Genomic DNA, 12,192 nt, shown 5'->3' with positions numbered 1-12,192 from the left:
ACGGGCCACGGCCCGCCGAATCGCCCGCTCACGCCGCGCGAATTTTCGCATCGTTTCTCGTAGGGCGTGGCATCCCTGTCCCCATCGCATGGATTATCCCCGCCGCGCGGATTGTCCCCGTTCCCGCCGTGCGGATTTTATCGCCGTCTCTCGTAGGGGCGCGCATTGCGCGTCCATCCCCATCGCATGGATTATCCCCGCCGCGCGAATTTTTGCACCGCTTCTCGTAGGGGCGCGCATTGCGCGTCCGTCCCCATCGCATAGATTGTCCCCGCCGCGCGGATTGTCCCCATCGCGTATATTGCTTTGCTCTTTTATATTCAACGATCTGACAAAACAAAGCAAGGCAAGCCCGCTGCCGGACCTGCCTTTTCTATTTTTTATCAAAACCCCCGCGGGTTATGTACTAAATTTATTTATGCTAAGTTATTGTCGATCTCGTAGAGAAAATCGCTGCTCTCGACTTCGACGTTATACGGCGTGATCAAAAACGCTTTTTCCGCGATGCGCTGGACGCTGCCGTCCTGGGCATAGGCGACGCCGGACAAAAAGTCCAGCAGCCGTCTGGCTTCTCCGCCGACGGTGCGCTCGAAATTGATGACGACCGCGCGTTTGTTTTTGAGATGGTCCGCAATCGGGTTTGCGTCACGGCTGTAGGACTCCGGACGGATCAAAACGACCTTCAGTTGGGAAGTGGCGTTGATGTTCACGACTTTTCTGTCCTCTGCCTGTACGCGCTCATGCCGTTCGAGTTTCTGCATAACGGGCTGTTCGAATTCCTCGACCGCCTCTTCTTCCTGTTCGGCCTCGTCATAGTCCTCTACGCCGAAGACGGCCTTCAGCTTACCGATAACGTTCATATTCAATTCCTCCGCTCTCTTTTTTCGACCTTTCGGTCAACCCCTGATTTTTATCTGTTTTCTATCTCTGTCTCTGTCCGAAAAGGGCGGTGCCGATGCGGATCATTCCGGAGCCGCATTTGATTGCCTCGATATAATCGCCCGACATTCCCATGGACAGTAACATGGTTCTATTATGAAATAACTTTTTTGAAATGTCAAGGGATATCTCGGAAATTTTTGTGAAATATTCCATCTTTTTTGCCTCGTCGCAGCCAAGCGGCAACACGGTCATAAACCCGTCCGGGCGCAGCGAGGTCATCGTCAGCAGCGTTTCGCAAAATGCCTGCGCGTTCTCCGCCGAAATCCCGCTCTTGGCGGGGTCGCTTCCGACGTTGATCTCAACCAAAACCGGCAGGATCCGGCTCTTTTTCTTGGCGAGGTCGTTGAGCAGCGCCGCCAGCCGAAGCGAATCGACCGAATCGACCGTGTCAAACAGCTCAACGGCTTTCGCGGCTTTGTTGGTCTGAAGATGGCCGATCAACCGCAGATCGACGCCCTGATGGCCCGCGCTGTATTTGACTTCGGCCTCCTGCACGCGGTTTTCCCCGATGCTTTTCAGACCCGCCCCCCGCGCGAGATCATATGCCTCCCACCCGAAGGTCTTGGTGACCGCGCAGAGCTCGATCTCCGAAGGTTTTCGCCCCGCCGCGATGGCCGCCTTTTCGATATTTTCACGCACCGCGGCGTAATTTTCAAGAAACTGAGCTCTTTCGATCCTGTGATATTCCATCCCCCGGGCTGTCCTTTCACGGTATTTTTTTCCGGCGTCGTTTTAACGCATCGATTTTAACCTCACAGCTTCTTTCCGTCGGCGAGGTCTTTGCCCTTCACGATAACCTCGTCGTAAATCTGAAGCCATCCGCTGACGCCGATGTTGGTGTATTCGCAGACCGCGTATTCGCCGTCCGAGGATAAGACGTTGATCTTGCGAAATCTCATCTCCGGCCCGACGACGGCATAGACGCCGGCCTGTTCGGTCCCGTCCTCATTTGTCACGGTGCGGATGGCGCTGACCGGAATCCGAAGCCCTTTTTCCGAACGGATGAGGATCTCGGCCTGCTCGGTTCTGCATTCGCCCAGCTGCGCGATCGCGTTGCGCGACGAGACCCTGACCGCGGTGTTTCCGTCCGTGCTCCCGTCCTTCTGCATGGTCTCGATGACGGTTTCGACGGGCTCGTCCGAGACCGCGGGAAACCGGATCTGGAGTTTTGAGCCCGACATCTGAATGGCCTTCGGGGTCGGCATATTGAAGACGAAATACCAGGTGTAATCGGTCACGAGTTTCGGCTGCGCGGCGTTTTTCGCGTTTTCGGTCTGCGCGATCAGCGCGTCGACCTTATCGCAGGAGAGCTCGGAAAGCTGAGCCGGCGAAAGTCCCTCCAGCCCGTCGCTGTAATAAAAGAAATACCCCGAATCGGGTGAATATTGCGAAGTATAATTTCCCATCTCGTTTTTGAGCGAATTGATCTCCTGTGTGAGTTCGGCGATTCGGGCGCTGTAGTCCTTCTCTTCGAAATAGCTTCCGTATTGATTCAACAGCTGTGTCAGCGTCCGCCGTTGTTCATAGATCCCGCGGGCTCCTCCGTTTTTGACGGCGGCGTCGATGCCGTCGAGCACTTCTTTGGTGCGGGAAAGCACCGTGCCGGGCGTCAGGACCGCCCCGCTTTGCGCGCTTGCGGAAAGGGTCTCAAGGTCCGCGAGTTCGTCGGAGAGCAGCGCGATTCTGCGCGCCGCCTCCACGCTCTGCGCCGAGGAATAAACGCGCGCGATCTCCTCCTTGTTCGCGGTTCTGTCGCCGTCGGAGAGCAGATAGACGACGGAACCGCCCGCGGAGAGCTGAAGGCGGGCCTCGCTGCGCACAAAAACGCCCGTCACGGGCACCGACATCTCGGCGTCGTACAGGTTTGCGGTATAGGTGGTGTATTTCGTGTCACCGGCCCGCACTATCAAGAGCATCGTCACGAAAACCGCCGCAATCGCAATTGCCGCGGCCGCGACGACGGTACGTTTTTTCATGTTGTTTATGGATTACTCGGTTTCTTCTTCGTTGTCAAGCAGCGAAATCGGACGCGCCGGAACGATGGTCGAGACGGCGTGCTTGTAGACGAGGTTTTGTTTTCCGTCGGCTTCAAGGATGATCGTGAAAGCGTCAAAACCCTTCACGATGCCTTTGAACTGAAAGCCGTTTTTCAAAAAGATCGTCACACCGATTTTTTCTTTTCTGGCACAATTCAGGAACACATCCTGCAAATTCAGCGTTTTATTCATACTCTGTTCTCTCTCTTTTCCGGTTGAATTTATGAATTTTGCCGACCGCTTTTTATCGGTGTTTCCATTTTATCACATGATGCCGCACAATTGCAAGATTTTTGTGGAAACGGTCAATAAATCGGCTCCCGAGTCGGCAAAAATCCGGTTTAAGCCGGTTTCCGCCCGCATCCAGGTCAATTGGCGCTTGGCATAATTGCGGGTCGCCTGTTTGATTTTGTTCTTGGCCTCGTCAATCGTCTGCTCTCCGTCGAAATACGAAAACAGCTCTTTATATCCGATGGCCTGCGCCGAGGTCGGCCCGAGCAGCGGACGAATTGATCGCGCTTCCTGTTCCAAACCCGATTCAAACATCTCGTCCACCCGCCGGTCAATCCTGTCGTAAAGCGTCTCCCGCGAGAGAAAATTCAGCTGAACCGCGCAGATGTCGTAAATTTTTTCGCCGTGCGAGAGCTCGTTTTGGCGGCTCTTCGAGAGGCCGCTCCCGGCGAGTTCCAGCCCGCGCAGAATGCGGCTCCGGTCGTTTTCGTGCAGTTTGGAAGCGGCCTCCGGGTCGAGTTCGCGTAAGCATTCGAGCATCGCCGCCCCGCCTTTTTCGCCGTATTCTTTTTCAAGCAGCGCCCGCCGTTCGGGGTCGGCTTTTTGCCCCGCGTAAGTGAGATTGTGCAATAGCGCCGAGACATACTGCCCCGTTCCGCCGACGACAATCGGCAGTTTATCGCGCTTGTGAATTTCATTGACTGCAATCTTCGCTTCTTCAGCCCAGCGAAAAACCGAAAAATCCTCACCCGGCTGCGCGATATCAATCAAATGGTGCGGAATTTCCGCCCGCTCTTTTCGGGTCGGCTTTGCGGTGGCGACGTCCATCCCGCGATAGATCTGCATCGAATCCGCGCCGACGATCTCGCCGTCAAAACGCTTTGACAGCGCGATTGCAAGCGCTGTCTTGCCGGAGGCGGTCGGCCCGGTCAGAACAACGACTTTTCGCATAGATGCCACCCTCCTACGCCGGTAAGTTTGAAAATTTATTCTTAAACTTGTCCTTTTTTATTCCATTTTCCTTTCAAGTAAAGCAGCCACATCGGAATGCCGGTCCAGACCCATGAGACGGGATAAACGACGAACACGGCCCGGACGTCGTTATAATAAGCCGGAACGACCGAGACCCAGATGACCCGCAGCACGCACATTCCGACCAGCGTCACGATCATCGGTATAAACGTCGAGCCCGCGCCGCGCATGGCTCCGGCGAAAATCTCAACGAACGCGTAAACAAAGTAAAACGGCAGAATGAACATCATCAGCTGCGTCGCGCTTGCGATGACTTTGGGATCGTCGTTAAATAATGCCGCGGTCTGGTTGCGCAGCAGCAGCAAAATCCCGCCAAGGATGATGCTTGCGGCAAGGGTCATCAAAAAGCCGATGCGAACGCCCTTTTTCACGCGGTCGATCCGTCCCGCGCCGTAATTCTGGCCGACGAACCCCGTCGTCGCGAGGCCGAACGCCCCGATGGTCGAGCCGACCAGGCCGTCCACTTTGCCCGCGGCGGCCGCACCCGCCATGACGATCGCGCCGAACCCGTTGATCGCTCGCTGAATCAAAATATTCGACAGCGAAATGACCGAGGTCTGCAGCCCCGCGGGAATGCCGAGTTTCAAAATTTTCAACAAGATCTCTTTTTTGATCCGGATTTTGCTCAAATAGAGCTTATAGACCTCGTCGGTGCGTATCAGAGCCAAAATCGTCAGCCCCGCCGCGAGCACCTGCGAAATCACGGTCGCCCAGGCCGTTCCCGCGATCCCCATGTGAAACCAGATCACGAAAACCAAATCGAGCACGGTGTTGGTACCCGCCGCGACGCCGAGGAAGACGAGCGGCAGCGTCGAGTTGCCGACCGCGCGCAGAATCGCCGAGCCCATGTTATAGAGCATCACCGGCACCGTTCCGTAAAAATAAATGGTCAGATACTCCGCCGCCATGCCCCGGACTTCTTCGGGGGTATTGATCAATCGAAGCAGCGCCGGCGTAAAGATGAGTCCGAGAACCGTCAGCAGCAGCCCCGCCGCAATCGCGACGCCGATTGAGGTATGGACGCCGTCGAAGACGCCTTTGGTGTCCTGCGCGCCGTAGGCGTGCGAGATGATCACGCTGCCGCCCGCCGTGAATCCCAAAAAGAAACCCACCAAAAAGCTGACGATGACGCCGTTTGCGCCGACCGCCGCGAGCGCCGCGTAGCTGATGAATTTTCCCGCGACGACCGAGTCGACGATATTGTAAAGCTGCTGCAGATAGCTGCTCAATAACAGCGGGATCGCATAGAAAATCAGCTGTTTTGTAATCGGGCCCTCGGTCATCAGACCCGTATTCCGAATCAATCGTTGTCTCATTATTTCCTCATATCCTGCCGAACCGGCGGTCAAATTCGCGCTTAGACATCACAATCAAAACAGGCCGCCCGTGCGGGCAATACCGGATGCGCGGGTCGGTCAGAACGGTCTTTACGATTTCGAGAAGCTCCCCGGGCGCGCTCTCTTTTCCGGCCTTGACCGCGGCTTTGCAAGCCGTTGTGTGCAGCAGGTCGTCGAGCATGTCTGAGCTTCCCGCGTTCTTTCCCCCGACTGCAAGCCGCTGTGCGAGTTCGCGCAGCAGTTCCGGCCCCTCCGCCGCCCCGACGTAGGAGGGCACCTGCCGAAGCAGGACGCTCCCGCCGAAATCCTCGATCTCAAATCCGAGACCGCGGAGTGTTTCGATATTCGCAAGCGCGGCGTTTTGTTCTTCGGCGCTCATCCGGACCGGTTGGGGGATCAACAGCGCCTGGCTTTCGGCATTGCCGAAACTCTCTTTGAGCTGTTCGAACAAAATCCGTTCGTGCGCGGCGTGCTTGTCGACCAAAAACAGTTTTTCGCCGTCTCTGCTCTCAGCGAGGACATAACACGAAAACGCCTCTCCGAGCAGCCGAAGCCCTTCGGCTTCCTCTTTGCTCTCGGTCTCGAGGTATTGTTCCCGAACCGGCTCGCGAATCTGCGGAGCGGGCATTTGCGGTTGAACATGCAGCGGTTTTTCTTCGGTAATGGTCCCTTTACTCTCAATAGGCGCGGCTTTTACAGTCTCGATGGGTTGATTTTGGATGATCGTTTTCGGCGCAGTCACCGCCGGGCTTTGTTGCGGAGTGATTTCGATTTTCACGGTCTCGGTCTTCGCGGGTTTTTCCGAGACCCGCGAAAACGCCTCACCTGTGAACTTCGGGATATTGTCCCCGCCCAAAACGCTCTTGATTCCGTAATAAATCGCATCGAACACCGGCTGTTCGTTGACAAAACGCACCTCGGTCTTGGCGGGATGGATGTTGACGTCGACGAGCTCTTTCGGCAGGATGATATTCAAAACGCCTGCGGGGAATCGCCCCGCCGCAACGGTATTTTTAAAGGCCTGTTCCAGAGCGGCCTGGCAGGTTCTGCTCTTGACATAGCGCCCGTTGATGAAAAAAATCTGTTCGTTCCGGGTGCCCTGCGCGGCAAAGGGCTTGGTGACAAACCCGCTGACCGAGACGTTGTTCATCGTATATTCGACGCGGGTCAGGTCGGCGGCGAACTCCTTGCCGAGCACCGCATAAATCGCCGAATAGAGCTTATTGTTTCCCGGCGTAAAAAGCGCTTCTTTGCCGTCGCGCAGAAACCGCACCGAGACCTCGGGGTGCGAAAGCGCCAGCCGCTGCACCACCGCCGTGACGGCGTTGCCCTCGCTGACGTCTTTTTTCATAAATTTGAGCCGCGCCGGGATGTTATAAAACAAATCCCGAACCAAAATGGTCGTTCCGTTCGGGCACCCGGTCGAATAGCACTCGATCATCTCGCCGCCCGCCATCACCGCGCGGCAGCCCATCTCGCGATCAAAGGTTTTCGTGATCATCTCGACCCTGGCGACCGCCCCGATCGAGGCTAACGCCTCGCCGCGAAACCCGAGCGTCCCGATGGCCGAGAGGTCGTCGGCGGTGCTGATCTTGGAGGTCGCATGGCGTAAAAAAGCCGTCGGAACCTGCTTTTCCGTGATTCCGCAGCCGTTGTCGGTCACGCGCATAAACGTCAGTCCGCCGTTTTGAATCTCGACGGTGATCTGCCCCGCGCCCGCGTCGATCGAATTTTCAAGCAGTTCTTTGATCACCGAAGCGGGCCGCTCCACGACCTCGCCTGCCGCGACAAGCTCCGCGACCGCCTTGTCCAAAACTCTGATTTCCGCCATGTCTATACCTCCTCTCTTTTTCCTCGGATCGTCATGAAGTAACGCAAGGCGCATTGCCCGCCGTCCCTGTAGGGAAAGGTCTTGACCTTTCCGAGCGGGCGAAAGATTCGCCCGCGCAAAACATCCGCATTAATGCTGTTTCATGATAACATTTATGCTCAGATTAAAGCGTATTGGGGTGGTAATGTGACTACCCATGTTTTAGGACGACAATCGCATTCGCGAAAAGTTTAGCAATGAAGCATGGTTTGTGAACTCATACCAATTAGAGGCATTTGCGCAGACGAATAACGTTCGTCTGCTCGGAAAGGTCAAGACCTTTCCCTACAGGACGGCAACCAATACCCCTCGCGTGTAAACCATGTTATACTTGATCCAAAATCGCCCCACATCAAAACGAATATAAAGCAAAAATCCTTAAATTGTCTTTGCCTTTTTCGAGAATTCGTCGAGCAGCGTCAGCGCCTCGAGCGGGCTGACGGTGTTCACGTCGAGGTTGCGCAAGTCCTGCAGCAGCTTTTGCGTCTGCATGTCGGCGAACGCGCCCTGCTCTCCGTCGGAAATACCGCCGTGTTGTTTCTTGTCGGCCCAGACCCGCTCGTCGCGGTCCTTTTCGAGTTCCGCCAAAATCACCTTGGCGCGCTTCACGACGGCTTCGGGCACGCCCGCCAGTTTGCTGACTTCGATGCCGTAGCTGTCGTCCGCGCCGCCACGCGCGATCTTGCGCAAAAACGTGATCTCGTCGCCGCGCTTTTTCACCAGAATATTATAATTTTTCACGCAGTCAAGCCGCGCTTCCATCTCGCAGAGTTCGTGATAATGGGTCGCGAACATCGTCTTCGCGCCGATCTTTTTCGCGTCGGCGATGTATTCGACCACCGCCCGCGCGATGCTCATGCCGTCAAACGTCGAAGTCCCGCGCCCGATCTCGTCCAAAATGATCAGCGATTTCGCGGTCGCGTTTTTGAGGATATACGCCAGTTCGCTCATCTCGACCATAAACGTCGACTGCCCCGACGAGAGGTCGTCGCTCGCGCCGACACGGGTGAAAATCGCATCGCAAACCCCGATTTTCGCGCTTTTTGCCGGTACAAAAGAGCCGATCTGCGCCAGAATCACAATCAGCGCGTTTTGCCGCATATAGGTCGATTTTCCGGCCATGTTCGGCCCCGTGATCACCAAGATCTTGTTTTCGCCGCAGTCCGCCAGCGTGTCGTTCGGGACAAATCCGCTGCCCGCCGCGAGCCGCTCGACCACCGGGTGCCGACCGTCCTTGATGATGATCGCGTCGCCGTTGTCGACTTCGGGACGGCAGAAATCGTTTTTGCGCGCGGTCCCGGCAAATGACAAAAACACGTCGAGCATCGCGACGCTTCGCGCGGTCTGCTTGATTCGGGGGCCCGCCGCGCCGACCTGCCCGCGCAAGGCGCAAAACAGTTCATATTCCAGGCCGGTCAGCTTTTCGCGGCCTTGTAAAATATCGTTTTCGAGTTCTTTTAACTCGGGAGTTATGTACCGCTCTCCGGTTGTCAGCGTCTGTTTTCGGATAAAGTAATCGGGCACCGGCAGCGTGTTGCCGCGCGTGATCTCGAGATAATAGCCGAACACGCGGTTATAGCCGACTTTGAGTTTCGATATTCCGCTTTTTTCTCGTTCGTCCGATTCGATTTTTGCGAGCGCCGCTTGCGAATCGCCGAGGAGTGCCCGCAGGCGGTCGACCTCCGCGTCGTATCCCTCCCGAATCAGCCCGCCCTCGGTGACCGCGAGCGGCAGATCGTCTTTCAGCGCATTCGAAATCAGCCCGCAGACGTCTTCGAGCGAGTCAGTCCCGTCAAAAATCTCGCGAAGCAGCGCCGCGGAATAGCCCGCGCAGGCGTTTTTGAGTGCCGGAAGGCGGGTCATCGCGTCGGAGAGCGCTTTGAGTTCGCGCGCGTTCGCCGTGCCGTAGACGACCCGCGTCGCGATGCGGTCGATGTCGTAGATGCCCGAGAGCAGATCGCCGAGTTTCGCTTCTCCGATGTCGTCGTCGAGCAGCTGCGCCACGGCGTTTTGCCGCTTTTGAATCATCACGCAGTCGACGAGCGGCTTCTGCAGCCAGTCGGCGAGCAGCCGCCGCCCCATCGCGGTCTTGGTGCCGTCGATGACCGAGAGCAAGCTGCCCTTTTTGTCGCCCGTGCGCATGTTGCGGTCGAGCTCGAGGTTGCGCCGCGCGGTCGCGTCGAGCGCCATATAGCGGTCGGCGGTGTACCACTCGATCTTGCCCGCGAACTTGATCGAATTCTTGTAGACGTCCTGTATGTACCCGACCGCCGCGGAGAGCGCGGCCTCGGCCTCGGCAAAATCGCCGCCGAGCGCCGTATAGCCGAAATTCTCTTTGAGATTTCGCGCGGTATTTTCGGGCTTATAATCGTCGTCGAATCCGGATTCCCCCGGGAGCCCGCAGTCGCTTAAAATCGCAGCTTTGCGCTTTTCGGGGATGTCGGGATTGAAGATGATCTCGCGCGGCGAAAACCGGGTCAGTTCGCAAGAGACCGCGTTCACGCCTCCGTCTGTCGCCGTTGCGCAGACAGCGCCGGTCGACACGTCAGCGAACGCCAGCCCCGTATGCCCACCCCGGTCGAACACCGAGCAGAGGTAGTTGTTTCTGCCCTCTTCGAGCATGCCGGTCTCGGTGACGGTGCCGGGCGTGATCAGGCGGATCACGTCGCGTTTGACGAGCCCCTTGGCTTTTGCGGGGTCCTCGGTCTGTTCGCAGATGGCGACTTTATACCCGCGCGAAATGAGCCGCGAGATATACCCGTCGCAGCTGTGAAACGGCACGCCGCACATCGGCGCGCGGTCGTCCTGCCCGCAGTCGCGCCCCGTGAGCACGAGATCGAGTTCTTTTGACGCGGTCTTCGCGTCGTCGTAGAACATCTCGTAAAAGTCGCCGATGCGGTAAAACAGGATGTATTTATCGTATTTCGCCTTGACGTCGAAATACTGCTGCATCATCGGGGAGATCGTCATGCCGTATCCCCTTTCTTCCGCGTTAAACCCGAAAGGCGGCATACAGCCGCCTCTTTGAACAATATCAAGCGGGGAATTTTAATGGTGGCAGCTTCCGCCGCAGCCCTCGCAGTCGCCTCCGCAGGAGGCCTCGAGGTCGATCTCCTCGGGAACCTGTCCGTCGATGGTTCCGGTGATGATGGCGTTGATCTGCTGGATCATCGTATTCATCACGGTCTGCGCCTCACTGTATTTCTGCATGGTCGCGTTGCCCATGATCTGGCTGTAGAGCAGTTTCATCTCGGCTTGCAACTGGTCGGTGTTTTTGCCGTCGGTGGCCGCATTATTTAAATTCATCCGGGCGAGGTTGAAATCGCCGATCAGCTTTTGGAGGGTCTCATCCTCATCGTTTGCCTGGGCGGCGAGACGGTACGCCAAAAAGCGGTCGTCCTCCATCATCGTGTGCGCCAGTTCGAGGGTCTTCGCGAGTACTTTGTCCATTTTAAAATTCCTTTCAACTTTTCAGTTTGTTGTAATCGATTAATCAATCTCGGGCGGTTTCCTCAGCCGCGAAAGCGGGGTCAGCATCGGCCCGAGCATCAGTTTCGGCTGTTTTTCACAGACAACTTCAAGGACGCTGATCCCCAAAATCTTGTCCGGCGGGTTTATCGGAAGCCCGGTAATCGTCAGTTTGACGCCGTCCTGAACAAACGGATATTCCTTCCCGTCGGCAAGGCAACGCACTTTTTTGACTTTTCCGAGGATGCCGGCCGTCCGCAGTTCCCCGGTGGCCGTCCATATATAATACCACAAAAACAGCGAATTGTCCCGCATCGAGACATTTCCGCCGCTGATCCAGTAGGTACCGCCGCCGACGTTTGTCAAATGCGCCGGTGTCTGCGCTCCGTAAACCGCTTCGCCGTTGACCTTCAGCCATTGCCCGACTTTTCGCATCGGTTCGATCGTCTCGGCCGGAATCGAGCCGTCGGGCGCGGGGCCGATGTTCAAAAGCAGATTGCCTCTGTCGCTGCTGACCTGGTTCAGCATCCGGACGATCCGGTTGGCGTTATAAGAATAGGGCGCGACCTGGTCGGAGTCGACATATCCCCACGACAGCCCGTTAAAAGTCATGCACGATTCCCAGTACTTTTCGCTTTTTTGAATGATCTCCTCGGGCGTGTCCAAGTCCTCCGCAATCCCCGAACGCGGATTGATGATGATATCGGGCTGCAAGGTACGCACCATCCGGTTGGTCTCGACAAAATCCATATCGGTGCCGCCGAACGGCCAACAGACGTCGTACCACAAAACGTCGATCTTGCCGTACCGCGTCAAAAGTTCGTTCAACATCCCGCGGTGATAATCGATGAACCGCAGGCGGGCAGCCATGTCGTAAGCCGCGGCGGAACCGTCGGGATGGTGCCAGTCCATGACCGAGTGATAAAACCCGACGCGCATGCCGAATTCGCGGCAGGCGGCGACGTATTCCGCCGTCACGTCGTGATTATGCCCGAATTTGACCACGTTATAGGGGTTGACGTCCGAATCCCACATCGAATAGCCGTCGTGGTGTCGGGTGACCATGACCATGTATTTGCAGCCCGCTTCGGACGCGAGTTTCACCCATTCGCGCGCGCAGCCCTTTTTCGGATGGAACTTGCTTGTAATCTTCTCCTCGTATTCCGGCACTGTGTAGCCGTCGAGCGCCATGATCCACTCATGCCGCCCCGCGACCGAATACGGCCCGTAGTGCACAAACATCCCGAAGCGCGCCTCGTTCCACCAGGCCATGCGT

At 56.7% G+C, this 12,192-nt stretch carries 10 protein-coding genes; all 10 read right to left on the bottom strand.

What is annotated here, in order from left to right; all coding sequences use genetic code 11:
- Positions 1 to 416: 416 nt before the first annotated feature.
- Complete coding sequence (sepF, locus tag PKH29_10395; GenBank protein ID HNX15244.1) at positions 417 to 860, bottom strand: cell division protein SepF; 444 nt, start codon at positions 858 to 860, stop codon at positions 417 to 419.
- Between the two features lie 61 nt (positions 861 to 921).
- Positions 922 to 1,632 carry a YggS family pyridoxal phosphate-dependent enzyme gene (locus PKH29_10390; GenBank protein HNX15243.1) on the bottom strand — a complete coding sequence of 237 codons (711 nt, stop codon included), beginning with the start codon at positions 1,630 to 1,632 and terminating at the stop codon, positions 922 to 924.
- A gap of 62 nt (positions 1,633 to 1,694) precedes the next feature.
- On the bottom strand, positions 1,695 to 2,918 hold the full coding sequence (locus PKH29_10385; GenBank protein HNX15242.1) for an HlyD family efflux transporter periplasmic adaptor subunit: 1,224 nt from the start codon (positions 2,916 to 2,918) through the stop codon (positions 1,695 to 1,697).
- A gap of 12 nt (positions 2,919 to 2,930) precedes the next feature.
- Positions 2,931 to 3,170, bottom strand: a complete 240-nt coding sequence (hfq, locus tag PKH29_10380; protein HNX15241.1) for an RNA chaperone Hfq — start codon at positions 3,168 to 3,170, stop codon at positions 2,931 to 2,933.
- A gap of 72 nt (positions 3,171 to 3,242) precedes the next feature.
- Positions 3,243 to 4,160 (bottom strand): tRNA (adenosine(37)-N6)-dimethylallyltransferase MiaA, encoded by a 918-nt coding sequence (gene miaA / locus PKH29_10375; GenBank protein HNX15240.1) that lies wholly within the window; start codon positions 4,158 to 4,160, stop codon positions 3,243 to 3,245.
- Positions 4,161 to 4,201: 41 nt separating this feature from the next.
- Positions 4,202 to 5,557 (bottom strand): MATE family efflux transporter, encoded by a 1,356-nt coding sequence (locus PKH29_10370; GenBank protein HNX15239.1) that lies wholly within the window; start codon positions 5,555 to 5,557, stop codon positions 4,202 to 4,204.
- Positions 5,558 to 5,564: 7 nt separating this feature from the next.
- A complete protein-coding gene (mutL, locus tag PKH29_10365; GenBank protein ID HNX15238.1) occupies positions 5,565 to 7,409 on the bottom strand; it encodes a DNA mismatch repair endonuclease MutL in 1,845 nt (614 codons plus the stop codon).
- A 417-nt stretch (positions 7,410 to 7,826) separates the two neighbouring features.
- The gene (gene mutS, locus PKH29_10360) at positions 7,827 to 10,460 is read right to left on the bottom strand and encodes a DNA mismatch repair protein MutS (protein ID HNX15237.1); all 2,634 of its coding nucleotides are present in this window, start codon (positions 10,458 to 10,460) and stop codon (positions 7,827 to 7,829) included.
- Positions 10,461 to 10,496: 36 nt separating this feature from the next.
- The gene (locus PKH29_10355; GenBank protein HNX15236.1) at positions 10,497 to 10,898 is read right to left on the bottom strand and encodes a YlbF family regulator; all 402 of its coding nucleotides are present in this window, start codon (positions 10,896 to 10,898) and stop codon (positions 10,497 to 10,499) included.
- 39 nt (positions 10,899 to 10,937) lie between these two features.
- Positions 10,938 to 12,192: alpha-L-fucosidase (locus PKH29_10350; protein ID HNX15235.1), on the bottom strand; the 1,255-nt coding region annotated here is incomplete at its 5' end.

This window comes from Oscillospiraceae bacterium (assembly GCA_035353335.1).
Taxonomy (GTDB): Bacteria; Bacillota; Clostridia; order Oscillospirales; family JAKOTC01; genus DAOPZJ01.
The sequence above is the reverse complement of the archived record's forward strand: the minus strand, read 5'-3'. Positions and strand labels throughout refer to the sequence as shown.

Bases quoted from the DNA above. Each gene is read 5' to 3' on its own strand.
- sepF (HNX15244.1), bottom strand. From the start codon at position 860: ATGAACGTTATCGGTAAGCTGAAGGCCGTCTTCGGCGTAGAGGACTAT.
- PKH29_10390 (HNX15243.1), bottom strand. From the start codon at position 1,632: ATGGAATATCACAGGATCGAAAGAGCTCAGTTTCTTGAAAATTACGCC.
- PKH29_10385 (HNX15242.1), bottom strand. From the start codon at position 2,918: ATGAAAAAACGTACCGTCGTCGCGGCCGCGGCAATTGCGATTGCGGCG.
- hfq (HNX15241.1), bottom strand. From the start codon at position 3,170: ATGAATAAAACGCTGAATTTGCAGGATGTGTTCCTGAATTGTGCCAGA.
- miaA (HNX15240.1), bottom strand. From the start codon at position 4,160: ATGCGAAAAGTCGTTGTTCTGACCGGGCCGACCGCCTCCGGCAAGACA.
- PKH29_10370 (HNX15239.1), bottom strand. From the start codon at position 5,557: ATGAGACAACGATTGATTCGGAATACGGGTCTGATGACCGAGGGCCCG.
- mutL (HNX15238.1), bottom strand. From the start codon at position 7,409: ATGGCGGAAATCAGAGTTTTGGACAAGGCGGTCGCGGAGCTTGTCGCG.
- mutS (HNX15237.1), bottom strand. From the start codon at position 10,460: ATGCCGCCTTTCGGGTTTAACGCGGAAGAAAGGGGATACGGCATGACG.
- PKH29_10355 (HNX15236.1), bottom strand. From the start codon at position 10,898: ATGGACAAAGTACTCGCGAAGACCCTCGAACTGGCGCACACGATGATG.